26 protein-coding genes are annotated in these 26,137 nt (G+C 59.3%); 16 read left to right on the forward strand and 10 right to left on the reverse strand.

All coding sequences use genetic code 11. The features are described 5' to 3' along the window. Positions 1–163: 163 nt before the first annotated feature. The 7 genes from panB to thpR all read right to left on the reverse strand — a co-directional run bounded on the left by panB (position 164) and on the right by thpR (position 5,982). Positions 164–958: a 3-methyl-2-oxobutanoate hydroxymethyltransferase gene (gene panB / locus OKB77_RS19205; RefSeq protein WP_042063124.1), complete on the reverse strand. Its 795-nt coding sequence runs from the start codon at positions 956–958 to the stop codon at positions 164–166. Continuing rightward, positions 955–1,464 (reverse strand): 2-amino-4-hydroxy-6-hydroxymethyldihydropteridine diphosphokinase, encoded by a 510-nt coding sequence (folK, locus tag OKB77_RS19210; protein ID WP_123172382.1) that lies wholly within the window; start codon positions 1,462–1,464, stop codon positions 955–957. The genes panB and folK overlap by 4 nt, the downstream gene beginning before the upstream one ends. Before the next feature lie 11 nt (positions 1,465–1,475). After that, on the reverse strand, positions 1,476–2,942 hold the full coding sequence (pcnB, locus tag OKB77_RS19215) for a polynucleotide adenylyltransferase PcnB (protein ID WP_005335642.1): 1,467 nt from the start codon (positions 2,940–2,942) through the stop codon (positions 1,476–1,478). A gap of 168 nt (positions 2,943–3,110) precedes the next feature. Next, the gene (gene gluQRS, locus OKB77_RS19220; RefSeq protein ID WP_123172381.1) at positions 3,111–4,019 is read right to left on the reverse strand and encodes a tRNA glutamyl-Q(34) synthetase GluQRS; all 909 of its coding nucleotides are present in this window, start codon (positions 4,017–4,019) and stop codon (positions 3,111–3,113) included. A 111-nt stretch (positions 4,020–4,130) separates the two neighbouring features. Then, positions 4,131–4,580 carry an RNA polymerase-binding protein DksA gene (dksA, locus tag OKB77_RS19225; RefSeq protein ID WP_005335644.1) on the reverse strand — a complete coding sequence of 150 codons (450 nt, stop codon included), beginning with the start codon at positions 4,578–4,580 and terminating at the stop codon, positions 4,131–4,133. 119 nt (positions 4,581–4,699) lie between these two features. Next, positions 4,700–5,443, reverse strand: coding sequence for a DNA/RNA nuclease SfsA (gene sfsA, locus OKB77_RS19230; protein ID WP_123172380.1), 744 nt, complete (start codon positions 5,441–5,443; stop codon positions 4,700–4,702). Continuing rightward, positions 5,440–5,982, reverse strand: coding sequence for an RNA 2',3'-cyclic phosphodiesterase (gene thpR, locus OKB77_RS19235; RefSeq protein ID WP_123172379.1), 543 nt, complete (start codon positions 5,980–5,982; stop codon positions 5,440–5,442). The genes sfsA and thpR overlap by 4 nt, the downstream gene beginning before the upstream one ends. 178 nt (positions 5,983–6,160) lie before the next feature. Between thpR and hrpB the strand changes: the two genes are divergently transcribed. The 3 genes from hrpB (at position 6,161) to gloA2 (ending at position 11,460) form a co-directional block, all read left to right on the forward strand. After that, positions 6,161–8,608 (forward strand): ATP-dependent helicase HrpB, encoded by a 2,448-nt coding sequence (gene hrpB / locus OKB77_RS19240; RefSeq protein WP_199427622.1) that lies wholly within the window; start codon positions 6,161–6,163, stop codon positions 8,606–8,608. Positions 8,609–8,681: 73 nt separating this feature from the next. Further along, positions 8,682–11,000, forward strand: coding sequence for a penicillin-binding protein 1B (gene mrcB / locus OKB77_RS19245; RefSeq protein WP_100652841.1), 2,319 nt, complete (start codon positions 8,682–8,684; stop codon positions 10,998–11,000). Between the two features lie 58 nt (positions 11,001–11,058). Further along, the gene (gloA2, locus tag OKB77_RS19250) at positions 11,059–11,460 is read left to right on the forward strand and encodes an SMU1112c/YaeR family gloxylase I-like metalloprotein (RefSeq protein ID WP_005362902.1); all 402 of its coding nucleotides are present in this window, start codon (positions 11,059–11,061) and stop codon (positions 11,458–11,460) included. 78 nt (positions 11,461–11,538) lie between these two features. Here the strand turns inward: gloA2 and OKB77_RS19255 are convergent, their stop codons facing one another. Next, complete coding sequence (locus OKB77_RS19255) at positions 11,539–11,859, reverse strand: SMR family transporter (RefSeq protein ID WP_005335659.1); 321 nt, start codon at positions 11,857–11,859, stop codon at positions 11,539–11,541. Then, positions 11,856–12,242: a DMT family transporter gene (locus OKB77_RS19260; protein WP_005335660.1), complete on the reverse strand. Its 387-nt coding sequence runs from the start codon at positions 12,240–12,242 to the stop codon at positions 11,856–11,858. The genes OKB77_RS19255 and OKB77_RS19260 overlap by 4 nt, the downstream gene beginning before the upstream one ends. Positions 12,243–12,400: 158 nt before the next feature. On the opposite strand from OKB77_RS19260, the gene OKB77_RS19265 reads away from it, so the two are divergent. The 3 genes from OKB77_RS19265 (at position 12,401) to ppa (ending at position 15,719) form a co-directional block, all read left to right on the forward strand. Continuing rightward, a complete protein-coding gene (locus OKB77_RS19265) occupies positions 12,401–13,282 on the forward strand; it encodes a LysR family transcriptional regulator (protein WP_021229560.1) in 882 nt (293 codons plus the stop codon). 109 nt (positions 13,283–13,391) lie between these two features. After that, positions 13,392–14,972 (forward strand): DUF3369 domain-containing protein, encoded by a 1,581-nt coding sequence (locus OKB77_RS19270; RefSeq protein ID WP_064335474.1) that lies wholly within the window; start codon positions 13,392–13,394, stop codon positions 14,970–14,972. Positions 14,973–15,188: 216 nt separating this feature from the next. Continuing rightward, positions 15,189–15,719 carry an inorganic diphosphatase gene (gene ppa, locus OKB77_RS19275; protein ID WP_123172377.1) on the forward strand — a complete coding sequence of 177 codons (531 nt, stop codon included), beginning with the start codon at positions 15,189–15,191 and terminating at the stop codon, positions 15,717–15,719. Positions 15,720–15,747: 28 nt separating this feature from the next. On the opposite strand, the gene OKB77_RS19280 is transcribed toward ppa, so the two are convergent. Beyond that, complete coding sequence (locus OKB77_RS19280; protein ID WP_106844390.1) at positions 15,748–16,095, reverse strand: hypothetical protein; 348 nt, start codon at positions 16,093–16,095, stop codon at positions 15,748–15,750. 139 nt (positions 16,096–16,234) lie between these two features. Here OKB77_RS19280 and OKB77_RS19285 point away from each other — a divergent pair, with 139 nt between their 5' ends. The 10 genes from OKB77_RS19285 (at position 16,235) to OKB77_RS19330 (ending at position 26,087) form a co-directional block, all read left to right on the forward strand. After that, positions 16,235–17,125, forward strand: a complete 891-nt coding sequence (locus OKB77_RS19285) for a hypothetical protein (RefSeq protein WP_123172376.1) — start codon at positions 16,235–16,237, stop codon at positions 17,123–17,125. A gap of 220 nt (positions 17,126–17,345) precedes the next feature. Continuing rightward, positions 17,346–17,888 carry a YtfJ family protein gene (locus OKB77_RS19290; RefSeq protein WP_005335681.1) on the forward strand — a complete coding sequence of 181 codons (543 nt, stop codon included), beginning with the start codon at positions 17,346–17,348 and terminating at the stop codon, positions 17,886–17,888. Between the two features lie 44 nt (positions 17,889–17,932). Next, positions 17,933–18,232, forward strand: a complete 300-nt coding sequence (locus OKB77_RS19295) for a DUF2607 family protein (RefSeq protein WP_123172375.1) — start codon at positions 17,933–17,935, stop codon at positions 18,230–18,232. A gap of 32 nt (positions 18,233–18,264) precedes the next feature. Further along, on the forward strand, positions 18,265–18,876 hold the full coding sequence (locus OKB77_RS19300) for a DUF2796 domain-containing protein (RefSeq protein ID WP_270818166.1): 612 nt from the start codon (positions 18,265–18,267) through the stop codon (positions 18,874–18,876). Between the two features lie 4 nt (positions 18,877–18,880). Continuing rightward, positions 18,881–19,570, forward strand: a complete 690-nt coding sequence (locus OKB77_RS19305; protein ID WP_005335686.1) for an ABC transporter ATP-binding protein — start codon at positions 18,881–18,883, stop codon at positions 19,568–19,570. Positions 19,571–19,646: 76 nt separating this feature from the next. After that, positions 19,647–20,894 (forward strand): ABC transporter permease, encoded by a 1,248-nt coding sequence (locus OKB77_RS19310; RefSeq protein ID WP_123172373.1) that lies wholly within the window; start codon positions 19,647–19,649, stop codon positions 20,892–20,894. Positions 20,895–20,926: 32 nt separating this feature from the next. After that, positions 20,927–21,400, forward strand: coding sequence for a DUF3299 domain-containing protein (locus tag OKB77_RS19315; RefSeq protein ID WP_026034852.1), 474 nt, complete (start codon positions 20,927–20,929; stop codon positions 21,398–21,400). Between the two features lie 104 nt (positions 21,401–21,504). Further along, entirely contained in the window at positions 21,505–22,365 is an 861-nt protein-coding gene (locus OKB77_RS19320; protein WP_047439578.1) for a TIGR03899 family protein, read from the forward strand. Between the two features lie 275 nt (positions 22,366–22,640). Next, entirely contained in the window at positions 22,641–24,278 is a 1,638-nt protein-coding gene (locus OKB77_RS19325) for a methyl-accepting chemotaxis protein (protein ID WP_123172372.1), read from the forward strand. 594 nt (positions 24,279–24,872) lie between these two features. Next, positions 24,873–26,087, forward strand: coding sequence for a hypothetical protein (locus tag OKB77_RS19330; protein WP_270818170.1), 1,215 nt, complete (start codon positions 24,873–24,875; stop codon positions 26,085–26,087). Positions 26,088–26,137: the final 50 nt, after the last annotated feature.

Raw genomic sequence — 26,137 nt, forward strand, 5'->3', positions numbered from 1 at the left:
GTTGCATCCACAGATAGCGCTCGGGCGGGATGGGGCACGAACATGGCTATCAGCAGTTCACCTTTAGATGAATCAATAAGATACGGATTAGCTATACGGATTAACTGTGCGAGGCTGACAAGCAGAGACGGGGGCCGCAGCCCCCATCATGCAACCGCCAGGATCAGTTGAAGCAGTGCTCCGGGCCGGGGAAGCTCCCCTCGCTCACCTGCTGGACATAGAGGCGGATGGCGGCACGCACATCGCCGGTCTCGGCCAGGAAGTTCTTGGTGAACTTGGGCACATAGCCGGAGGTGACGCCAAAGGCATCGTGCATAACCAAAATCTGACCGTCGGTCGCGGGGCCGGCACCAATGCCGATCACCGGGATGCGCAGTGCCTTGGTGATGCGCTCGGCCAGCGCAGTGGGCACACACTCGAGCACCAGCAGCTGGATACCGGCCGCTTGCAGTTCGAGGGCCTGGCGGTAAATCTCCTGCGCCTGAAACTCGTCACGCCCCTGCACCTTGAAGCCGCCAAAGACATGAACAGATTGCGGGGTGAGACCGAGGTGACCACACACCGGCACCCCGTTGCGGGTAAGGTGGCGGATGGAGTCACAGAGCCAGTCGCCCCCTTCCATCTTCACCATGCGGGCACCGGCCGCCATCAGGCGGGCAGCGTTCTGGTAAGTCTGCTCGGGGGTGGCGTAGCTCATGAACGGCATGTCGGCGACCACCAGTGCCTTGCTGGCACCGCGTGCCACACAGCGGGTGTGATAGACCATCTCATCCATGTTGACCGCCAGGGTATCCTGACCCCCTTGCAGCACCATGCCCAGCGAATCGCCGATGAGCAGCACGTGGGCCCCCTCGTCGTCGAACAGCTTGGCAAAGGTGGCATCATAGGCGGTGATGGCGGTGAACTTTTGACCGTCCTGCTTCATCTTCAGCAGGCTGGCGGTGGTGATCTTGCTCATAGAGGCTCCTGTACGTCTGCACGCGGAGCAATGATGGCCAAATCATTGTGCGGGCAGCGGGCAACCAGTCGGGCGAGCGGGGTGCCGCAGGGCAGCACCAGAGCAGGCGCAATTTCGGCAAGGGGCAGCAGCACGAACTCCCGCTCCTTCATGCCGTAGTGGGGTACGATCAGGCGCTCATGGTTGATCACCTGATCCCCATAGAGCAGCAGATCGAGATCCAGAGTTCTCGGCCCCCACCGCTCATCTTTGCGCACACGTCCCTGTTCCAGCTCGATTTTTTGTAATTGATCCAGCAGCGCAAGGGGCGCGAGCCGGGTATTGAGCCGGGCCACGGCATTGACGTAGTCCGGCTGGTCAGCAGGCCCCATGGGGCGGCTGCTGTAAAACGACGAGGCCTCCACCAGCACAGATTCCGGCAACCTTGCCAAGGTGGCAACGGCGCGACGAGCCTGACCCAGCGGGTCAGACAGGTTGGAACCAATGGCGATGAAGACCTCGGTCATCACGTCTGTTGTCACTCGGCCACTTTCGGTTTGCGGCGACGGGGGCGACGACGGTTGCGGCTGTTGCTGCTGCGCTTCTCGCCATCGTGGCTACGGGCCTCACCGCGCTCACCGCTGGCCGGGCGACGGGTCGCTTCACGCTGCAGTTGCGGGCGCACATCCGGATTGGAGGCAACATAGCGCTCCCACCAGCTGGCCAACTCGCCGAGACCGCGCTCGACCCGGTTGCGCAGCAACAGGAAGTCGAACGCCGCGCGGAACTTGGGATGCTCCATGGCGCGCTCGGGGTGCTTGCCCTGACGACGGGTTAACCGCTGTTGCAGTGCCCAGATGTCGCGGACATCGGTGGTGAAACGGCGGGGAACGGCGATGATCCGCACCTGATTGTCCAGCACCTCGTTGATCGCCAGCATGAAGGCGTCATACCAGGGCAGGCCGCTCTCGTTCTCCAGCACCCGACCACGGGCCTCGACGCAGCCCCACAGCAGGGTGGCGTAGAGGAAGGCCGGGGTGACGCGTTTATCTTCACGAACGCGGGTATCGGTATCGATCAGTGCCTGCTCGATAAACTGTTCGTAGGGCGAGTTGCCGTGCGGGGTAAACAGCGCAGCCACTTGCGGGAAGAGCTGTTGGAACAGGCCATACTCGCGCAGCAGCTTGTAGGTCGCCAGACCGTCGCCAGCCAGGAACAGCTTGAGGGTCTCCTCAAACAGGCGGGCAGCCGGGATGTCTTGCAGCAGTGGCGCCAGCTCCTTGATGGGGGCGGCAGTACGCGGGCTGATGGTCATATCCAGCTTGGCGGCAAAGCGCACAGCGCGCAGCATCCGCACCGGATCTTCACGATAACGGGTCTCGGGATCGCCGATCAGCTCAAGCTTGCGCTCGGCCAGATCTTCCAGACCCCCTTCGAAATCGTGCAGGGTGAAATCTTTGGCGCTGTAGTAGAGGGCGTTGACGGTAAAGTCGCGGCGCTCGGCATCCTCTTCGATGGTGCCGTAGACGTTGTCGCGCAGCAGCATGCCTTCATCAGACTGGGCCGACACATGTTTGCTGGTATTGACCTGATGGTGGTGACCCCGGAAGGTGGCCACTTCGATCACGTCACGACCAAAGACAATGTGGGCCAGGCGGAAACGACGGCCAATCAGGCGGCAGTTGCTGAACAGCGCCTTGATCTGCTCCGGCGTCGCATCGGTTGCGATGTCGAAATCCTTGGGCGTCTTCCCGAGCAGCAGATCCCGGACTCCGCCGCCGACCAGGTAGGCTTCGTAGCCGCCCTTGTTCAGGCGATAGAGCACCTTGAGTGCATTCTCGCTGATCTCTTTGCGCGAAATAGGGTGCTGATCACGGCTTAAGGTACGACGTTGACCGGCGACACGGGCTGGAATGGGGGATTCCACCGACTGCTCGCCGTCTTCCTTGCCGAGCACCTTGCGGCAAAAGTTTGCGATCTGGGAAAAAATGGTACACCTCTTCATGACTTCTAAATTGACGGGAGGCCAAAAAATAGCGGCCTATCATAGCTCACGCCTAACCAAATGAAAAACCGTGCTGACAATTGATCCCGTTTGAAACGGATCATCCCGGTAAAATCACAATCAACAGCGGCAATTTACGCTCAATCAAACAAAAATCACCTGGTCGACTCAGCAATCCGCGAGCGGGATCTTCTCGCTGGCGGGCACCCGTTCGAGCTGCCAGTTAGCGATGCCCCATTCGATGATCTCGTCGATCCCGCTCGTCATCAGCTCGAGCGGCGGGCACTGGCCGAGGAAGTGCAGCGCCTGCCACAGGGCCGGTCGCACCTCATCGAGCGCCAGCGCCGGCGCATGGTTCTGCTTGGAAAGCTTGTTGCCATCTGCCAGCACCGCCAGCGGCAGATGCACCCAGTCGGGCACCGGTGCACCCAGGGTCTGGTAGAGGGCAATCTGGCGCACCGTGGGCTCCAGCAGATCGGCGCCGCGCACTATCTCGGTGATGCCGCTGTCCATATCATCCACCACTACTGCCAGGTTGTAGGCGTAGAGCCCGTCGCGGCGACGGATAATGAAATCCTCCTCGGCGAGCGCTGCAGGGACCGCGATATGGCCCTGCAAGCGATCGTCGAAGTGGTAGACCGGATGGTGCTGGCGCAGCCGGGCGGCGCAACCTTCGGCCGCAAGTCCGAGGGTGCGGCAGTGGCCGCTGTAGAGACCGCCCGCGGCCATGATTTCGCGCCGGGTGCAGCGGCACCAGTAGAGATCCCCCGCCCGATAGAGCTGGTCGATGATCTCGTCATAACGGCCGTGGCGCGCACTCTGGAACATCACCTCCCCATCCCACTCGAGACCATATGCCTCAAGGGTTTTGAGAATAAGGTCGGGCGCCCCCGCCATCTCCCGCGGCGGATCGATATCTTCGATGCGCACCAGCCAGCGTCCCTGCTGCGCTCTGGCCTGCAAAAAGCTGCCGAGGGCGGCGATCAGCGAACCGAAATGAAGCGGGCCTGAGGGTGAGGGAGCAAAGCGGCCGACATAGGGGCGCGCAAGGGGTGAGGACGGGGGATTCACTGGCATGACTGTTCGGGTAAGCGATTCATTGAGGCTGCATTCTGGGGCGCGACCGCCAAAAGCTCAATAAAAAAGGGAGCCCGCGAGCTCCCTTTTTCATATACCAGAGGGTCGGGATCAACCGGCCATCTGTTTTTCCTTGATCTCGGCCAGCGTCTTGCAATCGACACAGAGGTCTGCAGTCGGACGGGCTTCCAGACGACGGATACCGATCTCGATACCGCAATGTTCGCAGTAACCGAAATCATCGTCTTCAAGCAGCTGCAAGGTCTTCTCGATCTTCTTGATCAGCTTGCGTTCACGGTCGCGGGTACGCAGTTCAAGAGCGAACTCTTCTTCTTGCGCGGCACGATCCACGGGATCCGGGAAGTTGGCAGCCTCGTCTTTCATATGGTCGACGGTACGATCAACTTCCTGCATCAGTTGGTTGCGCCAGGCACCCAGGATCTTGCGAAAATGCGCCTTTTGTTGGTCATTCATGTACTCCTCACCCGGCTTTTCCTGGTAAGGCGCGACACCCGCAATGGCCAGGGGGCCCAGAGATTTCCTGTTTTCGCCTGTTGGCATGCCCTGTCTCCTAATTCAGCACGCTACCCGTGCCATCCATAAATTGAGGGCGACATCTATAGCAGAAGGGTAACGGGTAAGCAAACGAGCCGTACCAATAATGTTACCCACTCCAATATTTATGCACTCCCCTCGGGTAACAGGTGACCAGATTCAAACGGGATAAACCCTTGAGCCACCATGCCTTGCACCCCAACATGGGGCCGATAGCATAAAATTTCAACCCCCGCCGCGATTGCCTGCTCAATTAGCAGACTATAGTGCGGATCTATATGGGTTGCAGGGCGCATCCGGCTTATTCCGGAGTGCAACACCATAAAGAGCAGCACGGCCCTGTGGCCCGCCGCTTTCATCGCCATCAACTCGCGTAAATGCTTGGCACCACGGGCGGTGACCGCATCGGGGAAGTAGCCCATGCCAGCCTCCTTACGCTCGTCGAGCAGGGTGACCGATTTTACCTCGATGTAACAATTGCCCTTCTCGTCATCTTCCAGCAACAGATCGATGCGACTGTTCTCTTCGCCATACTTCACCTCGGTGCGCAACCGGCTGTAACCCGCCAGCGGAGCGATGGCCTCCTGCTCGATCAACTCCCGGGCGATCTGGTTGGCGCGCGCCGTGTTGACGCAGATAAAGTGGCCAGCCGGGCTTTCGGCGATCTCCCAGCTGTTGGACAGCTTGCGCTTGGGGTTATCGGAGGTGGAGTACCAGACCCGGGTGCCCGGATCGGCACAACCGGTCATGGCACCGGTATTGGCGCAGTGGATAGTAATGACCTCGCCGTTATCGAGTTGCACATCGGTCAGAAAGCGCTTGTAGCGGGCCACCAGCTGGCCCGATTGCAGGGGGGGATCAAAAATCACGGGTTAGCCCTCCACGCGTCTTCTTTTACCCGGGCGCGCAGCGGCCAGCAGGCAAGCGGCTCGTAGCGCACCCCGTCCGGGGTCGAGATGGATTGATAGAGGCAGAACTCATCGGCCTGCAGCAGAAAATTTGGGGCAGGCAGGATGGCCGGAGCCTCATCCGCCTTGCGCGACAGGGTGACATGGGGGCGATAACCCTGCTCGCCATTGCCAAGGCGCAACTTCTCGCCGTGGCGGCGCAGCGCCTTCGCCAGCACGGTCAGCTCGTTGGGCCACTCCTTCGGGCCAATCCAGGCGGCCTTGGCCCGGCTGAACCAGCCGGTCTCATCCAGCCTGATGGAGAGCGGCGGACAGTGCTGACGCTCTACGGCGGCGATCAGGCGGTGGGTGGTCAACTCGTCAGCCTCACCCAGAAATGCCAGGGTCAGGTGGAGGTTGGCTTGCGGCACCGGCTGACCGGGCCAGGGCTGCTGATCGCGCCAGGCGATGAGCTCGGGGGCGAGCTCCTTGACGGGCAGGGCAAAGAAGAGTTTGGCCATGTGGTGATAATGCCTTTTTCACGCTCATTGGATGGGCCCATTCTATGGCAGCCATCCGGCCATGTCTCGCCACCCTCCTACCCGAGTGGCCATATCCGCACATCCACTCACGGTGGCGTGGGTGGCTGTGGCAGAATAGGCGCCGTTTTACCGGTTGCTACAGAAGGTGCTCATCGCTTTGTCCCAGCTCCCCATCGTTTCGGTATTGCCCGAACTCTTTGCCGCCCTCGACAGCCACACCAGCGTGATCCTGCAGGCGCCCCCCGGCGCGGGCAAATCGACCCTGCTGCCGCTGGAGCTGGTGCGCCAGAACCGGCTTCCCGGCCGCATCATCATGCTGGAACCAAGGCGCCTGGCTGCGCGCAATATCGCCACTTTTCTGGCCCGTCAGCTGGGGGAGAAGGTGGGCGAGCGCATCGGCCTGCGGGTACGCGGTGAGAGCCGCACCAGCCCAGCGACCCGGCTCGAGATCGTCACCGAAGGGGTGCTGACCCGGATGTTGCAGCAAGACCCTGAGCTGACTGGCGTCTCACTGGTGATCTTCGACGAGTTCCACGAACGCAGTCTGCACGCCGATACCGCGCTGGCCTTCGCCATCGAGAGCCAGCAGGGATTGCGCGATGACCTCAAGCTCCTGGTGATGTCCGCTACCCTGGATGGCATGGCACTCGAGACCTTGCTGCCGGATGCCCCTGTGGTTCGCTCCGAGGGGCGCGGCTTTCCCATCGACTACCACTACCGCCCCGCCAATCGCCAGCAGTGGCTGGAGCCGCAGGTCGGCGCCGTGGTACTCGAAGCGCTGGCCGCTCAAGATGGCAGCCTGCTGGTCTTTCTGCCGGGACAGGGTGAGATCGAGCGGTTGGCGCAGTGGTTGGCAGACAAACTGCCGGACGACGTGACCCTCGCCCCCCTCTACGGCCGCCTCGACATGGCGGCCCAGCAGGCAGCCATCGAACCGGCGCCTGCCGGCCGCCGTAAGCTGGTGCTCACCACCAATGTGGCGGAGACCTCCCTCACCATCGAGGGGGTCTCTGTCGTTATCGACAGCGGGCTGGAACGACGAGCCTCCTATGATCTGAAAAGCGGCGTCACCCGGCTGGAGACACGCCAGATAGCCAAATCCTCCGCCACCCAGCGGGCAGGCCGTGCTGGCCGTCTCGGCCCCGGCGTCTGCTACCGGCTCTGGAGCAGCGAGGTGCAGGAGCGGCTCGCCGAGCAGAGCCCGCCAGACATCCTCACTCAGGAGTTGACCGGCCTGCTGATAGATGCCGCCCAGTGGGGCGCCAAGGTAGAAGATCTGCCGCTGCTGGACATGCCGCCGGCTGCGGCCGTCGCCAGCGCCCAGCGGCTGCTGGTGGCCCTTGGCGCCATGAAGCCGGAGGGTGAGCAACAACTCACTCCCGCTGGCCGTGCCATGGCGGCTTTCGGTACCCACCCTCGCCTCGCTCGCATGCTGCTGCGCGCCCGCGAGCTGGAGTCCGAGGGTCTGACAGGGATTGTCGCCGATGCCGCTTATCTGCTGGCGTTGCAGGAAGAAGATCTGCGAGGATCGGAGCGCCTCTCTGTGCTGTTCCACCGCCGTCAAAGTGCCCTGCGCCAGAGCGCTGCCCGCTGGTTTGAACGGCTTGGCGGACGCCCTGCCAGTGCGCAGGGTCAGTGGCTGGGGCTACTCTGCGCCCTCGCCTGGCCGGATCGCATCGGCAAGCTGCGAAGCGGCAGTCGCTATCAACTCAGTGGTGGGGTGAGCTGCGATCTGGTAGAAGGTCATCCCTGTCAGGGACAAGGGGCCATAATCGCCATCGAGATGGGGCAGAACGATCGCGGCAGCCGTATCTTTATCGCCGAACCGATAGAGCTGGATGAGCTGGCGCGTCTGCTGCCGGAGCTGGTGAGCGAGCGCCAGTGGTTCGACTGGGACGAGCGGGAGGAGCGGGTGCGCGCCGAACGCCAGCAGGTGATCGGCGAGCTGGTGCTGAGCCAGCGACCGCTGACCGAACTCTCTGACGAGCAGAAAGGGCGCTGCCTGCTGCAAGGCATTCGCCGCAAAGGGCTGCATGTGCTGCCGTGGGACGAGAGTAGCGAAGGGCTGCTGGCTCGTCTGCGCTGTGCCCGCGACTGGCTGCCTGATGAGGGGTGGCCCGCGATGGATGACGACAGCCTGCTGGCCACGCTGGAGCAGTGGCTGCTGCCAGTGGTGAGCGGTATGACCCGGCTGGAGCAGCTGAAGAGGCTCAATATGAGCGACATCCTGCGCCAATCCCTGCCCTGGCCACTGCCCAAACGGCTGGACGAGGCACTGCCGAGCCACTTTGCTGCGCCCACCGGCAGCCGGGTGCGGATCCGCTATCAGCCGGGGCAGGCACCGGTGATCCCGGTACGCATTCAGGAGATGTTCGGGCAAGGCTCGACTCCCTGCGTGGCCGATGGCCGAGTACCGCTGGTGGTGGAGTTGCTCTCCCCCGCCCAGCGACCGCTGCAGATCACCGCCGATCTGGCCGCTTTCTGGGCAGGATCCTACGAACAGGTGAAGAAAGAGATGAAGGGACGCTATCCCCGCCACTACTGGCCGGATAATCCGCTGGAGGCGATGCCGACCAAAGTCACCAAAAAGAAGATGGGTATCTAGGTTCGATGGGTTAATCCCGCTCGGACGTTCGCGAATGCGACATAACAAGTAGAAAGGAAAGCAAAGAGGATTTATGGCAACCCAACGACGCAAGCGAGCCCCCAAGAAGGCAGCGCCCAAACGCACCATCTGGCGCAAGCTGTTCTGGCTTGGCTTCAAGCTCTCCCTGGTGGTGGCGGCCTTTATGGTGGTGTTTGGCATCTACCTCGATACCAAGGTGCGCGAGCGCTTCGATGGCGAGAAGTGGCAGCTGCCGGTGATGGTCTACAGCCGTCCGCTGGAGCTCTACCCCAGCCAGCGCCTGTCGCGGGACCAGATGCTGCGCGAGCTCAACATGCTGAGCTACAAGCAGGTGCGCCAGCCTCACACGCCGGGTGAATACACCATCAACGGCAACCGCATCGAGCTGATTCGCCGTCCGTTCGAGTTCTATGATGGCGCCGATGGAGCCCGCGGCCTGCGCCTCACCTTCAACGGCCCGCGCCTTGAGGGGATCCAGTCGCTGGAGAACCAGCGCCAGCTCGGTTACGCCCAGATGGACCCGGTGCTGCTCGATCGCCTCAATACCGAAGATCGGGAAGATCGCCTGCTGGTGCGTATCGCCGAAGTGCCCGACAGCCTGCTGGTGACCCTGCTCACCACCGAAGATCGCGACTTCTACCAGCATGGCGGCGTCTCGCCGGTGGCCATCATGCGGGCCATGTTCGCCAACCTGATCGCAGGTCGTACCGTGCAGGGGGGCAGTACCCTGACCCAGCAGCTGGCCAAAAACTTCTTCCTAACCCGTGAACGCAGCCTGTGGCGAAAACTGCAGGAAGCCTATATGGCGGTGCTGATCGACTATCGCTACAGCAAGGACGAGATCCTCGAGTCCTACCTCAACGAGGTCTATCTGGGGCAGAACTTCTCGCAAGGGGTCTACGGTTTTGGCCTCGCCTCCTACTTTTACTTCGGCATTCCGGTCAACGAGCTGGATATCGATCAGGTCGCCCTGCTGGTCGGTCTGGTGAAGGGCCCCTCCTATTACGATCCTTGGCGCTTCCCGGAGCGGGCCAAGACCCGCCGTGATCTGGTGCTGAAGCTGCTGATGGATCACGGCAGCCTGACCCAGGCCGAATATGAGCTGGCCAGCCGCCAGCCCCTCGGCATCATCGCCCGCGGCCAGATGAGCTATGGCCGCACCCCGGCCTTTATGGGACTGCTCAAGCGAGAGATTCAGAGCCGCTTCGGCGCCGATCTGCTCAAGCAGTCTGGCCTGAAGATCTTCACCAGTCTCGACCCCATCGCCCAGCACGCGGCCGAGCGGGCGGTCGAATCGGGCCTCGCCGATATCGAGAAACTGCGCGGCAAGAAAAAGCTGGAGGCGGCCATGGTGGTCTCCGACTGGCACAAGGGCGAAGTCGTCGCGCTGGTGGGTGGCCGCGATCCCCGTTACGCCGGGTTCAACCGGGCGCTGGATGCCCGCCGCCAGATCGGCTCGCTGGTGAAACCGGCGGTCTACCTCACCGGTCTCTCCAACGGCCTGACGCTGGCGACCCCGCTCAAAGATCAGCCGATCCGCATTCGCGGTCAGGATGGTCAGGTCTGGACGCCGCAAAACTACGATCGCAAGTTCCGCCAGAGCGTGCCGCTGATGGATGCATTGGCCAGCTCCCTCAACGTACCGACCGTCAATCTGGGCCTGCAGGTGGGGCTGGAGAAGGTGGTCGATACCCTGCACAAACTGGGAGTTCAGCAGGAGATCCAGCCCTATCCGTCGCTGGTGCTGGGGGCGGTGGCCCTCTCCCCGCTGGAGGTGAACCAGATGTATCTGCCCATCGCCAATCAGGGGCTGACCCAGCCGCTATCGGCCATTCGCGCCGTGGTGAACGGGGATGGCAGCCTGCTCTATCAGCATGATCAGACCGCCAAGCGAGTCACCGACCAGCAAGCAAGCTGGCTGACCCTGTTCGCCATGACCAAGACGGTGAGTCAGGGTACGGCCCGCGCCCTCAGTGCCAAGTTCCCGGGCGCCACCATGGCGGCCAAGACAGGCACCACCAACGAGCTGCGCGACTCCTGGTTTGCCGGGATGGACAACAACGAACTGGTCAGTATCTGGGTCGGTCGCGACGACAACACCCCGGCGGGTTTGACCGGTGCCAGCGGTGCCCTGCAGCTCTTTAGCGGCTACATGAGCCAGCGCGGCGTCAACAGTCTGGGATTGAAGATGCCGGAAGGGGTCACCTGGGCCAACTTCTCCCGCGCCAGCGGCACCCGCGTCGCCAGCGACTGCCCGGGCAGCCTGCAGGTGCCGGCCAAAGCCTCCACCATGGGCTCCCCGGCCGGCTGCGCCAGCAGCGCGACGCCGCGCAGTGCGCTGGATGACTGGTTCGGCGGTTTCTTCAACTAGATCAACGACACGGGCAGCGCAGGCTGCCCGTTCACTATGCTGCTGACAAGGAAACACCATGACCTTTCCGCTGTTTGACGCCATCCACCATGTGGCCATCATCGCCAGCGATTACCCACGCTCGCGCCACTTCTACCACGAGGTGCTGGGGCTGCCCATCATCGCCGAGACCCTGCGCGAAGCGCGCCAGTCGTGGAAACTGGATCTGGCCCTGCCGGACGGCAGCCAGCTGGAGCTGTTCAGCTTCCCCTCGCCTCCCGAGCGCCCCTCCCGCCCCGAGGCGTGCGGCCTGCGCCATCTTGCCTTTCGGGTCAGCGATCTTGACCGGGTCATCGCCCATCTGCTGGCCCATCGGGTCGAGGTAGAGCCGGTACGGGTGGACGAGCTGACCGGCAAGCGCTTTACCTTCTTCGCCGACCCCGACGGCCTGCCGCTGGAACTCTACGAAGCGCCGCGCTGAGGCTGAGTCGGTCAAACCGTCGGCCAAACAAAAAGCCGCCCGGCGAAACCGGGCGGCTTTTCTTATTGCTTCAGGTTATCAGGCGGTAGTCAGCATAACGACAGCCAGCGCCATCACCATCATGCCAGCCCAGCCGATAGGCTTGAGGCGCTCACCGAAGAAGAGCAAACCGCCCAGCGCCGTACCGACGATGCCGATAGCCCCCCAGGTGGCGTAGGCAACAGCCAGGTCAATCTGGCCGCCACTTACCGCTTCCGAGAGCAGGGTAAAGGCGCCGAGTACCAGCATGATCCCCAGGAAGCCCCACCCCTTGTAACGAAAACCCTTGGAGCGGTTGATAGCCATGTTGGCGCCGATATCGATCAGTGCGGCACCCAGTACAATCACAAACGGACTCATGCTGTGGCCTCCGCTTCTACTGACTTGTCTGCAGGCTCATCATGGGTCTCCCCCATGGTCACCATAACAATCCCCACTATCGCGAGAGCCAAGCCAATCAGCTCCTGAACGGTCACATCGTAACCAAGGAACATGACCGACACTATGGTGATCAAGGTGATCCCGAGCCCCTCCCAGAGCGCAAACGCAATACCAATGGAGATTGTTTTGGCGGCTTTCGCCAGCAACCAGTACGAGAAACCGATCAACAGCCACATCGGGATGTAATTCATCCAGCCTGCCCCCTGCTCGGGGATCATGGCCATGCTGGAGGTACCGGCGACCTCGGTCACGATGGCGCCGGTCAAAAACAGTCGGGCCAGAAACATACGACTTAATAACATATAAGATGCCTTTGTTGCTTCGACGGGAGAGATGTTAAACGGGGAGAAGCAACTCGCGACAATCGCTCAGCGTCGACTATTCCGACGCTAAAGATTTGCCTTGCCTTGGTTCGGCACGCTAAGGTGATGGTGAAAAAATCCGTCATGGCCTGTAAAAGATGAAGCTATATCAGATAGAACTCTTTGTAGAGTCAGCTAATAGCGGCTCAATTGCCAACACCGCCCGTCGCCTCGGCAAAAGCCGCAGCGCCGTCAGCACCTCCATCGCGGCGCTGGAAGTTGAGCTTGGCGTCGAACTTTTTGAACGAGGTGCCAATCAGAGTCGCCTGACCGAGATCGGTGAGCTGGTGCTGGATGATTGCACCCGCCTGCTGCAGGCAGCCAACAGCCTGCAGCAGAAGTGCAAACATTACGCCTCGGGGGCCGAAGTGGCGCTGCGAGTCGCCCGCGATGACGCGATTCCCGAACCGGTGTGGCGCGAGATGCTGGCCAGCCTGCACAATCAGTTTCCCGGCACCAGTATCTCGCTAGTGCTCGCCTCTCCGCCCGAACTGCCGGCGCTGGTGGAAGAGGGATTCGTCGATGCCGCTTTTGGCCTTATCACAGAAGATCAGGAGCGCAGCGGCCTCAATATCGACGTGCTCAACCCGATCCGCACCCTGATGGTGGTGGCACCCAGCCATCCGCTGGCCGGACTGAAGCGGGTCAAACAGCAGGATCTGACCGATCACACCCAGGTTACCCTCTCGTATGTAGATGAATTTTCGGTAAAAAGCCTGTTGCCAGTAGGGGGCCAGCATATCGGCCTCTCCAGCTTCGAGTTGATGCGCAATGCGGTGCTGGACGGACTGGGCTGGGCGGTGCTCCCCTCGCCACTGATCCAGAGCCAGCTGCGACAAGGCTCCCTGCTGACTCTGAAACACAAGTTCAGCCTGCAGTGGCGGGATTACGGGGTCTATCTGGCGGAAAACGCCTATCACGGCAAGGTGTTGGCTTGGTTGAAGAAGTCGATCCAGGGGTATCTGGAACCTTTCGAGTAGCGATAAAGAGGCGGAGCCAGCTCACGATATCTGCTTATCCTGATGATCCGAGCAGATGTGATCGTGCATACTGTTCACATACTCATTGAGCGCCGGAGGCGTAACCGATATGAGCAGTGCCCAAGACAAGGACGATATCTTGCTGGACGACGACATCATCGAACTCGATGATGAGGAGGTCGTGGTCCCCAAGGCACTCAACCCATGGCAAGTGCTGATCGTGGATGATGAGCCGGATATCCATCATGCCACCCGCCTGGCCCTCTCCAACATTCACTACAAATCCCGTCCGCTGGAGCTGCTCAATGCCTACAGCGGCGCCGAAGCTGGCCGCATGCTGGAGGCCAATCCCAGGATTGCACTGATCCTGCTCGATGTGGTGATGGAGACAGAAGACGCAGGTCTGCGGCTGGTGCACCGGATCCGCAACGAAATGCACAACTCGCTGGTACGGATCGTGCTGCGTACCGGCCAACCCGGCCAAGCCCCCGAGCAGCGGGTGATCCTCGATTACGACATCAATGACTACAAGACCAAGACCGAACTGACGGTACAAAAGCTCTACACCACCGTCATCGCATCCCTGCGTTCATACGAAACCCTCAGTGCCATCGACAAGAGCCGCCAGGGGCTCGGCAAAATTCTGGAAGGGGCGGGCGATCTCTACCATCTTCATTCACTCAAGGAGTTTGCCTCCGGCGTGCTGAAACAGATCAGCGCCATTCTCGATGTGGGCACCGAAGGGGCTATCTGCGCCGAGCGCCGTCCCGGCGAACAGGGGCTGGAGATCCTCGCCGCTACCGGCGACTACGAGACTCTGCTGGATGATGGCAAGATCACCGACTTTCCCACCCTCAATGACTCGGTCATGAAGGCACTGGCGGCGCGCTGCAACCGCTTTGAACACCCTCAGGATTCCCTCTATATCGCCGCCCAGAATGGTCGCGAGTTCGTGTTGAGTTTTACCCCGACCCAGCCTCTCGATCCCCTCGAGTGCGATCTGCTGGATGTCTTCTGTCAGCGCATCTCGGCGGCCTATGACAATCTCTATCTCTACAACCAGTTGCTGCGCGCCCAGGAGGCCACCGTGGTGGCGCTGGCAGCGCTGGCGGAGTTTCGCGACTCCGATACCGGCGAGCATGTCTTGCGGGTGCAGAAGCTCTCGGATGCCATCGTGGCCGAATTGAAGCAGATGGCGGCCTATCCCGAGCAGTTGACCCCGGAGTTTGTCGAGATGATCGGCATGGCCTCCATCCTGCACGATGTGGGCAAGGTGGGCACCCCGGACCATATCCTGCACAAGCCCGGACGTTTCGACCCGGAAGAGCGGGCCATCATGGAGCAGCACGCCGGTATCGGCGCCAATATCCTGCACAAGGCGGGCGAAATGGTGGAGGGAACCAGCTACCTCTCTCTCGGCGCCGAAATCGCCCGGGGCCACCACGAGCACTTCGATGGTAAAGGCTACCCGCAGCAGCTGGCAGGCCAGCAGATCCCGCTGTCGGCGAGGATTGTGGCGGTGGTCGATGTATTCGATGCCCTGCTCAGCAAGCGCCCCTACAAAGAACCCTGGACGCTGACGCAGACCATGGAGTATATCCAGTCCCGCTCCGGCACCCAGTTTGACCCTCATGTAGTGACAGCCCTGTCGCGACTGGTCAATGAGTCGAGACTCCCCTACTCGCTCTGACCCCCTTTGCTCGCAACTCCACATGCCCTGCCGGTGACCTTGCTCACCGGCAGGGCATCAAAACAGCCATTTTGTTGCATCCCGTACACATCAACGCGCCGCAAAGCGGAAACATCCCCCTTCTTTGTTAGCGATAGCCGCTGAAATATGGTCATTTAACATCACATCGCTATAATATCGGCCTGCAAACCTGATACTAACAACGAAGGAATAATCATGAGCCTGAACCTGGTACCGGCTGGCAAAAGCCTGCCCGACGATATCTATGTCATCATCGAAATCCCGCAGAATGCCGACCCGATCAAATACGAAGTCGACAAGGACAGCGGTGCTATTTTCGTCGATCGCTTCATGTCTACCCCGATGTTCTATCCGTGCAACTACGGCTACGTGAACGCGACCCTCTCTCTGGATGGTGACCCCGTCGACGTACTGGTTCCGACCCCCTACCCGCTGCTGGCCGGTTCCGTCATTCGCTGCCGCCCGGTTGGCGTGCTGAAGATGACCGACGAATCTGGCGAAGATGCCAAGATCGTTGCTGTACCGCACTCCAAGCTGACCAAACAGTACGACCACATCCAGGATGTGAACGATCTGCCGGAACTGCTGAAAGCCCAGATCCAGCACTTCTTCGAGCGCTACAAAGAGCTGGAAGCGGGCAAATGGGTCAAGGTGGAAGGTTGGGGCGACAAGGCCGCTGCCGAAGCCGAGATCAAAACCTCTGCCGAGCGTTACGCTACCAAGTAAGCGTCACTTCGCTTGTAAAAAAGGCGCCTTATGGCGCCTTTTTTGTCGGTGTGTGCGGCAGCTGACCGGCCGCATCTTCGGCAGGATTGCCCTGAATGTATATTTCACGACCATCTTTCTGGTAGGGACGATAGTAATCACCGCCACAGCGATAGCCACCGCCCGGCTGGCTCATCAGCTCGCAGTTGACCGGCAACACCTCCAGCCACTTGATGGCCTGCTGGTAGCGCAACCACTCCTGCCATTCGTGTTCGCGCGCCAGCTGGTCACGCAGGGCAAAGGTATCAGCAACGGACATCCCCTTGTTGACGATCACCTGACCCGCCATGGCTGGCAGGCTGAGCAGCCCAAACAGCACTATGATCCAAGGCTTCATAACCCCTCCAGAGTGACTTAATTTCACAATTAAATTAAAAGTCACATCAATCTGTTATCCAGATCACAAAACGAAACATCACCAAAGTGGTTCCGGCTCACCTAGTTGTTAATTATCGTCCACGGCAGGAAGCACCACCATGAAGCTGACCCCCGCGCTGTTGCTCAGCCTCACTCTCTGCACCACTCTTGGTGCTACAAGCAACGCTAGCGAAATCAACATGAGCTGGCAGTGGCAATCCACCGATGGCCAGCGCAAGTACTTCCAGCTGACCACCGACGATCAGGTGATGGCCGCCAGTCGCCACGAGATGAGCCTGCTGAAGGCCTCTCTCACCAATCCGCTGGAGACCCTTTACGCCTATATCAGCCCACGGCTCTACAACAGCATCAACCTGATCAACCAGAGCAGCCCGGAGACCGCTACCAAATTTCGCAATCTGGAGCAGGCCTTCACCCTGCGGGACGACAGCATGGAGTCGCTGCTGTTCTGGCAAGCCTACCAACAGTATCAGGAGGATGCCTTCTACCAGATGAGGGTGATCCCCTGCGTCCATCCTGCCAATCGCAAACTGCCTTGCGTACGCCCCGATTACTCCCAGCTCTTCTACCACTTCAAAGGGCACCTCAAGCCACTGGCGCAGCAGTTTGCCGCCAAGGATCTCGCCACCAGCGTCAGCCTGATGCAAGAGTGGCTAAACGCCATCCCGACCCAGCCGGAGCAGCTGGATCACTTCGCGCCGCCGCTGCAAGCGTTGCAGGATAACAAGGCCGACAGCGACGAGAAGGCGCTGCTGATGGCCAGTCTGCTGGCGGAGCTGGCGCCGCAATATGTGCTCAGCATCATCTATCCGGATATCAGCATCGGCAGCGTCTCCCCTGCCTGGCTGGCCATTACGGCAGACAGTGGCGTACCCGGTGATGTGGTGGTGATCAACAATCAGCGCCATGTGCTGTTGACCGGCTCGTCCCTGCTGGCCCAGCAGATGACCATGGCCAAGATCCCCCTCATCAGCGAGTCGCTCTACTGACGCAGACAGCTCAGACCAGCTGCCAATTCATTGATTTTTATCGATGTCATGCCATCCTAGCCGCCCTTGCCAGCCAACCACCTGACTGGCGGGGCGCCGACGCTTCTGAATTGCGATCTTATTTAACACTTTTTAAACAGATCCGATCAGTTTAGGATGAAGCTCGCCCATTCCCTCAATCCGAAACTCGTTATAACATAACAAATGGAGTGTCATCAGGATGAAACATCTCGTACTTACTTTGGCGCTGCTGCCATCTCTGGTCTTTGCTCACAACTTCAAGGATGGCAACCCGGTGCCGCTGGTCAATGTCAGTGACAAGGGTGAGCTGGTACTGAACGGCAAGGAGATCGGCTACCAGCCGTGGCAGAGCACCTCGCTCACCGGCAAGGTGTTCCTGATCCAGCATATTGCCGGTCGCTCCAGTGCCAAGGAGCTGAACGCCCCGATGATCGAGGCGATAAAGGCCGCCAAGCTGCCGCAAGACAAGTACCAGACCGTTACCGTCATCAACAGCAATGACGCTATCTGGGGCACCTCCGGCTTCGTAAAGAGCAGTGCCGAGGACAGCAAGAAAGAGTTCCCCTGGTCCGCCATGGTGCTGGATGCCAAGGGCATGGCGCGCAACGCCTGGGATCTGACGCCGGAAAGCTCGGCGATCATCCTGCTGGATAAAGAGGGCAAGGTGCTGTTTGCCAAAGATGGCCAGCTCGATGCCAACAACATTGCTACCGTGATGGGGCTCATCAAGTCCCATCTCTAAGTCAGAGAGAAAGGGCGCTGATGGCGCCCTTTCCATAAGGGTCTATGGGTCGTATCAAGCTGAAAATCTGGATCTTGCTGCTGGGCTGGTTATGGCTGCAGCCTGCCCTTGCCCAGCACCAGTTTGAATCTGCCCTGCCCGGCCACGACGACCATCACTGCCTGGTTTGCGCCCTCCATCTGGATGGCAAGCAGGTCATCACCGCCACCCCCTATTGTTTCCCCGGTTCGACCTCTGTTCTGCCCGCAGTTGCAATCATGCAACGCTCGGCGGATACCGCCACGCTTCACAGCTATGCCATCCGTGCGCCGCCCGCCTCTGTTTTTCTCTATCCCTTTGTTTAATTTCGCTATTTGTTTTGAAAAAAGGATTAAAGATGAAAGCAGTTACTCTGTTGCTGGCCGCAGCGGCCTTTGGCGCACACGCAAATCACGACGAACACGAGAGCCACAGCCACGGCGCCCACGAGCATGGCCACGGCCACCTCAATCTGGTGGTCGATGGCGACCAATTGATGATCGAGCTGCAGGCACCCGCAGCCGATCTGGTGGGCTTCGAGCACGCCGCCAAGAGCGATGAAGAGAAGGTGCAGTATGCCAAAGCGGTCGCCCGCCTCCAGCAACCTGACGCCCTGTTCCGCTTCGACCCGGCCGCTGGCTGCAAACTGACCCAGCAGGAGCTGCAAGCTACCAAAGCAGAGCATGATCACGACCATGACCATGACCATGACCATGACCATGACAAGGCTGCCAGCGACAAACATGAAGACCACCATGATCATGACGAAGCGGGTCACGCCGACACCGGCCACGCTGATCTCGGAGCCATGTACATCTACACCTGCGCCACCCCGGCCAAACTGACCGGCCTTGAGGCGACCCTGTTCAGCGTCTATCCGAGCCTTGAGAAGCTGAGCGTGCAGGGCATTCTGCCTACCGGCCAGACCGCGGGCGAGCTGACCCCGTCCGCCAACAAGCTGAGCTGGTAACGCCATGAAAAAAGCCGTGGTTGAGATCCGCGATCTGGCCTTTGCCTGGCCAGGTGGCGACGCTGTACTCGATCTGCCCGCCCTCACCATCCGCGAGGGTGAGCGGGTCTTTATCAAGGGTCCATCGGGCTCTGGCAAATCGACCCTGCTCGGGTTGCTGGCCGGGATCCAGACCGCCAACCACGGCACCCTGGAGGTGCTGGGCCAACCATTGGCCCGGCTCTCTGGCCGTGCCCGTGACCACTTCCGGGCGGCCAATCTGGGTTATATCTTCCAGCAGTTCAATCTGCTGCCCTTTCTCTCGGTGCAGGACAACGTGACCGCTGCCCTCACCTTTTCGCCCGCCAAACGGGCTCGCCTGCAAGGGAGTCCGGAGCAGGAGGCGCGCCGTCTGCTGGCGGAGCTGCAACTGCCGGATGACGCGCTGCATCGCCCCGTCCATGCCCTCAGCATCGGCCAGCAGCAACGAGTTGCCGCCGCACGGGCGCTGATCGGCTCGCCACCGCTGGTGATCGCCGACGAGCCCACCTCGGCCCTCGACACCGACAACCGGGCGGCCTTTATCAAGCTGTTGTTCGAGGAGTGCGACAAGCAGGGCTCGACCCTGATCTTCGTCAGCCACGACCCTTATCTCGAACCCCTGTTCCCGCGGGTCGAAAACCTGCAACAGCTCAACCGGAGGGCATCATGCTGAGCACCGTTCAACACTGCGTCTCCCTGATGAATGCCATGCGTACCCACGCGGTACGACAACAAAACCGGAGGGTCACGTGCTAAAGCTCGCCCTGCAAAGTCTCTGGGCCCGCCGCCTTACCGCCGGGCTCACCCTGCTGGCCGTCGCCATCAGCGTCACCCTGCTGCTCGGGGTGGAGCGGGTGCGCACCCAGGCCCGTGAAAGTTTCTCCAACACCGTCTCGGGGACCGATCTCATCGTCGGTGCCCGCTCTGGTCAGGTGAATCTGCTGCTCTACTCGGTGTTTCGCATCGGCAACCCCACCAACAACGTGGGGTGGGACTCCTATCAGGCCATCAAGCAGAAACCGGGCGTTGCCTGGACCATCCCGCTTTCCCTTGGTGACTCCCACAAGGGATTTCGGGTGCTCGGCACCAATGGCGACTACTTCACTCACCTGAAGTACGGTCAGCAACAGTCGCTGCAACTGCGCGAGGGGCGGCCATTCGACACGCCGTTTGAAGCAGTGCTCGGCGCCCAGGTAGCCGAGAAGCTCGGCTATCACCTTGACCAATCCATCGTTATCGCCCACGGTGCTGGCAACACCTCGTTCAGCCAGCACGACAATCTGCCATTCAAGGTGGTGGGTATTCTGGCACCGACCGGCACGCCCATCGATCGCACCATCCATGTGCCGCTGGCGGGGATCGAGGCGATCCATCTCGGTTGGGATACCGGTCGCCACAGCAAGAACGTGACACCGGAGCAGGCACTGGCGCAGGATCTCACCCCGAAAACCATCACCGCCTTTATGGTGGGGCTGAGCAACCGGATCCTGGCGTTCCAGCTGCAGCGCAGCGTCAACACCTATCCCAAGGAGCCGCTGATGGCGATCCTGCCGGGAGCCGCCCTGCAGGAGCTGTGGAGCCTGATGAGCGTGGCGGAAACCGCCCTGTCGGTCATCGCCGGTTTTGTGGTAGTCGCGGGCCTGATCGGCATGCTGACTACCCTGCTGGCAGGGCTTAACGAGCGGCGCCGGGAGCTCGCCATCTTGCGATCCCTCGGTGCAGGCCCTGCCCACCTGTTCCTGCTGCTGGCGCTGGAGGCCATGGCGCTGACCACGGTCGGCATCGCCCTCGGTGTCGCCGTGCTCTATCTGGGGCAGGGGCTTGCCTCGCCCTGGCTGCTCAGCCACTATGGCCTGCAACTGAGTCTGGGGCTGCCGAGCACCTACGAGTGGCTGTTGCTGGGGGTCGTGTGGCTGGCAGGCATGGTGATCGGCCTGCTCCCTGCTGCACGCGCTTACCGCTACAGCCTGAGCGATGGTATGAGCATTCGCGTCTAGCGAGACGCCCAAAAATCGAAACAGAAGGACAGATGATGAAGTGGAAAATTGTGGCGCTGCTCGCCAGCCTGCTGGTGCTGCCCGCCCTGGCCGCCGATTACAAGACCATCGACTGGGATGTACTCATCCCGGAAGGGGAGAAACTGCTGCCACCGCCCCAGGTCAATCACGAAGATCCCATGTCGGTTCCGCAACCGGTGGGCGGGGTAAACAAGAAGCTGGACAACCAGGATGTGCGCATTCCGGGCTTCGTGGTGCCGCTGGAAGGGGATGCCAAGAAGATCACCGCCTTCCTGCTGGTGCCCTACTTCGGCGCCTGCATCCATGTGCCGCCGCCCCCCACCAATCAGGTGATCTATGTGAGCTACCCCAAGGGTGCGCCGGTGGATGACCTGTGGGATGCCATCTGGGTGAAAGGCAAGATGCGCACGGTCAGCTCCAGCCACGAGATGGCCACCGCCTCCTATTCGATGGAAGCGGTCGAGGTGAGCGTCTACGAGGAGTAATCCTCCCGTTGCAAAAAAAGCGGCCTCCACGGAGGCCGCTTTGTTATCTTGGCATCCCGGTTGGAGTAACATTCAGCTCCAGAACCTGTGCGAATGGAGTCAGCATGGCAGACCTCCCCCCCCCGAAAAAAGAGAGTTCGATCCTGAGCAGCCAGGAGCAGACCCTGCGTCTGGCCCGCAGTCGCGGCATCGACGGCATGCTCACCCGCAACACAGACAGCACCTTCGAACAGCGCGCCACCTTTCGCCATCTGGCGGATCAGGCCGCCCGCCAGCGCAATCTGGAAGCCATCATGGTGATGGCCTCCCGCCACTGCGAAGAGACCGCGGCCGGCGGCGAGATGGACAGCGACTGGCTGACCCGCTTCCTGCAACTGGCGGAAGATATCAGCATGGTGCCGATGCAGCAGCTGTGGGGGCGGATCTTCGCGCTGGAAGTCGCCACGCCGGGCCGCTTCTCCATTCGGGCGCTCGCCACCCTCAAAGAGATGACCCAGCGCGAGGCCCAGCTGTTCCAGCGCATCTGTTCACTGACCTGCCACTACACCGGCAGCGACGAGCAGCGACTGCTGCTGGGGCTGCACAAGGGGGCCACCCTGCTGAGTCGCGCCAAGGCAACCCGCCTTGGCCTTGGCAAATATCGCCTCCCCTACAACGCCCTGCTGCAACTGTTTGAGCTCGGGCTGCTGCATCGCGCCGAGCTGGAATCCGGCCCTCTGCCCGCCGATGGGGTCGAGCTGGAGTTCGGCAACCAGCGCTGGCGGCTGCAATGCAAGCAGAACAACATCACCCTGCTCTACTACCGCCTCACCCCGGTGGGCAACGAGCTTGCCCAGCTGCTGCAAGAGTCACCGCTGGAGGAGTACCTGCAGGATCTGAAAACCGTGCTGGTGCAGGGGATCCAGATTGAAGTGATGCAGCTCGTCAGCGCCCCCTCCTCACCCGCTCCCGACCCTCTCCCCTGATCTCTGGCGGGGCAGCGGATGCCCCGTCGGTTCGTGGTTCCTTCGCATCCAGCTGCTGGCTCCAAGCTTATGGGCTTGACCAGAATAGGTTGCAAATTGCAGATGCCGCAGAGGCACACCCGTCTGCTCCATTGCATATTGCAAACAGCAACGTTCTTTTCCTGCCAAAACGGCACTAATAACATATCAATCATTAGCTTTTGCCATCTGGCCCACCCCTTGCAGATGTCTTGATGTAGATCAAAATCTAACCATCACAGCTCGGGAGCAAGGCCATGAGAATCAATCAACCGGTTACCCAAAGAGAACGTCTCTATCCAGACCACCAGAGCCTCATCTCCACCACGGATCTGGAGAGCCGCATCACCTACGCCAACGATGAGTTCTGCGAGATAGCAGGCTTCCAGCTCGACGAGCTAGTGGGGGAACACCACAATCTGGTACGTCATCCTGACATGCCGAAACAGGCCTTTGCCGATCTGTGGAACCATATCCGCGAAGGCAAGAGCTGGATGGGGCCGGTGAAGAACCGCTGCAAGAGTGGCGATCACTACTGGGTCAGCGCCTTTGTCACCCCCATCAAGGATGCCAGCGGCCGGGTGGTGGAGTATCAGTCAGTGCGCACCGCCCCGAGCGAGGAGATCAAACAGCGGGCCGAGAAGGTCTATGCCGACCTTCGCAACAACAAGCTGCCGCTGGCGCTCAAGCTGCCCACCTTCTCCCATACCCTGACCATCAACCTCTGTCTGCTGCTGAGCCTGCTCGCCATGTTTGCCCTGGGCTACAGCCACGACATGAACTGGCAACTGGCGCTGGTCGCCCTGCCGCTGGCGATAGCGGCCATCACCCTGAATGCCCTCTCCCGCCGCCTCGGCAAGCTCAACAAGATGGCCCGCAGCCGCTTTGACAACCCGCTGATGCAACTGCTCTACACCAACAAGGTGGACAACATCGCCGCCATCGAACTCTCGATGGTAATGAATCAGGCCGAGTTCAACGCCGTGCTGGCCCGCACCCAACAGACCTGCAGCAAGATCCTGCAGGCCGCCGAAGGGGATCTGCGCAACGCCGAATCCATCACCGACAACCTGCAACAGCAGCAGGCCGAAACCAATCAGGTAGCGACTGCCGTGACCGAGATGTCGGAATCCATTCGCGAGGTGTCACAAAGCTCGACTGACTCCTCCAGCCTGCTGGATGAAACGGCCGTGCTGTTCAAGAGCGGCAACAGTAGCGTGGCCGAAACCGTGGCTGCCGTGGCAGGCATGAACAGCGAGCTGACCACCTCCAAGAGCGTGATCAGTGCGCTGGTCGGCCACTGCCGCGATATCGACGGCATCCTCGATGTGATCAACAACATCGCCAACCAGACCAACCTGCTGGCCCTCAACGCCGCCATTGAAGCGGCCCGGGCTGGCGAAGCGGGCCGCGGCTTCTCAGTGGTCGCAGACGAGATCCGCACCCTCGCCATCAAGACCCAATCCTCGACCAGCGAGATCCAGAAGATGATCACCGAGCTGCAAACCAGCGCCGGGGATGCAGAGCAGGCGATGGAGAAGGGCTGCCAACTCTCCGAAAGCTGCCAGCAAAAAGCCTCGGCGACCGGCACCATTCTCCAGCAGATCAACGATATGCTGCAGCAGGTGGCCTCCGGCAGCGGCCAGATTGCCCAGGCGGTGCAGGAGCAGTTCCACGTCACCGCCGAGATCAACCGCAACGTGCTCAGCATCAAGACCCTGGCCGATGACTCCAGCGTTGGCAGCCAGCACGCCGTGCACGGCATCACCCAGCTGGTCAACCAGTTGAGCGATCTCGACCGGCTGGTACGCCAGTTCCAGAAGGGGGCTCCGACAAGCCAGAGCCGCTACGAAGTGGCCACCACCCGCGCCGTGCCGGTTCGCCAAGCCAGATAAAGACAAGCAATCACCGCAGAAAAACCACATGGGCCCTTGGGCCCATGTGGTTTTTTAATGTCTGTCGACAAGCTGGCGACACTCCCGCTTTCCCCTTCCGATTTCCCCCTGCGCTGATTGACCGCTGCTGTTGAGCGCCACCATCACCATCCGATGTTTATTAATTTATTGATCCTGCTCAGAAAGTTACCACCTCCCTATTCCCTACTAAGTCCCGTTCGGTAACATATCCGCTTGGCAACCCTTGTCGGAGTCAGCCATGAGCCAAGCCAGTTCCAAATCGCCGGTTAAAAGCAGCAAACTGGAGGCTGGGATTCAGGGGCGGTAGCGTGGTTTTTGCAGGCAGGAGACAAGCCCAATAGACGAAGACGGTCAGACCAAGCAGAGCGGGATAAACATGGAGCGGGCCGATCGGTAAAGCACATTTTCAGATACATTTCGCGGTAAACGTTGGGCTTCAATTCGTTCAGCACCACCTACGATTTTTAGCCTAACATACGAAATGGCACTCAATAATTTACACTCCATAAAAATAGCTTTCATTTTAAAAATTAACTATTCAATACACTCAAACCCCGTATGTTAGGAAAGTAAATGAAAAGAACAAATATTTTTTATGCGACGGTCTTTATACTTGTTTTATTGTCTTTCTGTTTTGCCATATGGATTCATTATCTAAATGAAGGCAAAGATTTACTAAATTTTACAATATCAATTGTAGGATTTTGCATTGCATTGTTAGCCTTGTTTATTGCTGTCCGCACCTATACATCAATAGACAGTGTAAATAATATAAGCAAGATGGATGGTAACATCCTAGATAATGAAAACTATGTCACATCACTGCCAGAGATAATTAGTCAGTTTAAGTCTCAAGGTGAAAAAGATTTAGATAGAACCATATTTGACTCTATCGAGTACAAGTTAAAAAAAGAATCTCATACAGCAGTACTCTTTGCTGACACATTACAGTATATGATCGATCTAATAGTTATATTCCCTGCTGTCTTTAACGCTTCCGAAACTGACAGGGGAAGTTACAAGCAGCGTATGAACAGAATCCTAAAAAGCATAGATGAGCGGCGTGAGATTCTGTATTCCATTAGTAAAGGAAACTCCATTCAAATCACTGAATCCATAAAACTGTTTAAAGCTGTAGTTTCTTATCAAAATTTAGTTGCAGATGGCAATTTTAATATTCACGCTGATCTTCTTCATGTTCGTGGACCTATTCTTCGTAACCCAGTCACTAAAACTATCTATCACAACTACCTTGGCTTATATTACAATAAGAAAGGTATGCACTTACTTAGACAATCCCTTGCTATAGGATCGAAAGACATTCTTTCAATTGACGGTCTGAACAGTATTCAATCAAAAACAAATACTCTCTCACCACAAATTTTGGAAGAGGTAGTCATGTATTTAACCTCCGCATGCAAACAGTTTGATAGAGCCCTTGATATATCAAAGGAAGATATAATGTGGCCTAGCTTCATTAATTACAACAAGAGTAGAACATTATATTTTTTGAACTTGCTTTCAGGTTCGCATGATAGTTGGTTAGATGTTATGAATGAGACTATCAACTCTCGCTCCAGATTGAATAGATTAGTTGATGAAATTTTATCGGTAAGTAAATCAGGTGATGCTGAAGTAATTGATACACATCTGCGTACATTTTTTCTTTATCAAGAAGAGCTTGCTCGCCTAGTTAAACTAAATCTCATGATCTCAGAAAAAAACAATCAACCAAATATCTCCTCTATAATATACAGAGGTTTAGGGAAGGTGCGAACAAGTCCCTGATGTGAGATCATGAGCCCCACTTGGCATCAGGGATAAGGTTCAGCATGAAT

The organism is Aeromonas sp. Y318-3 (genome assembly GCF_027706185.1).
GTDB lineage: Bacteria > Pseudomonadota > Gammaproteobacteria > Enterobacterales > Aeromonadaceae > Aeromonas > Aeromonas veronii.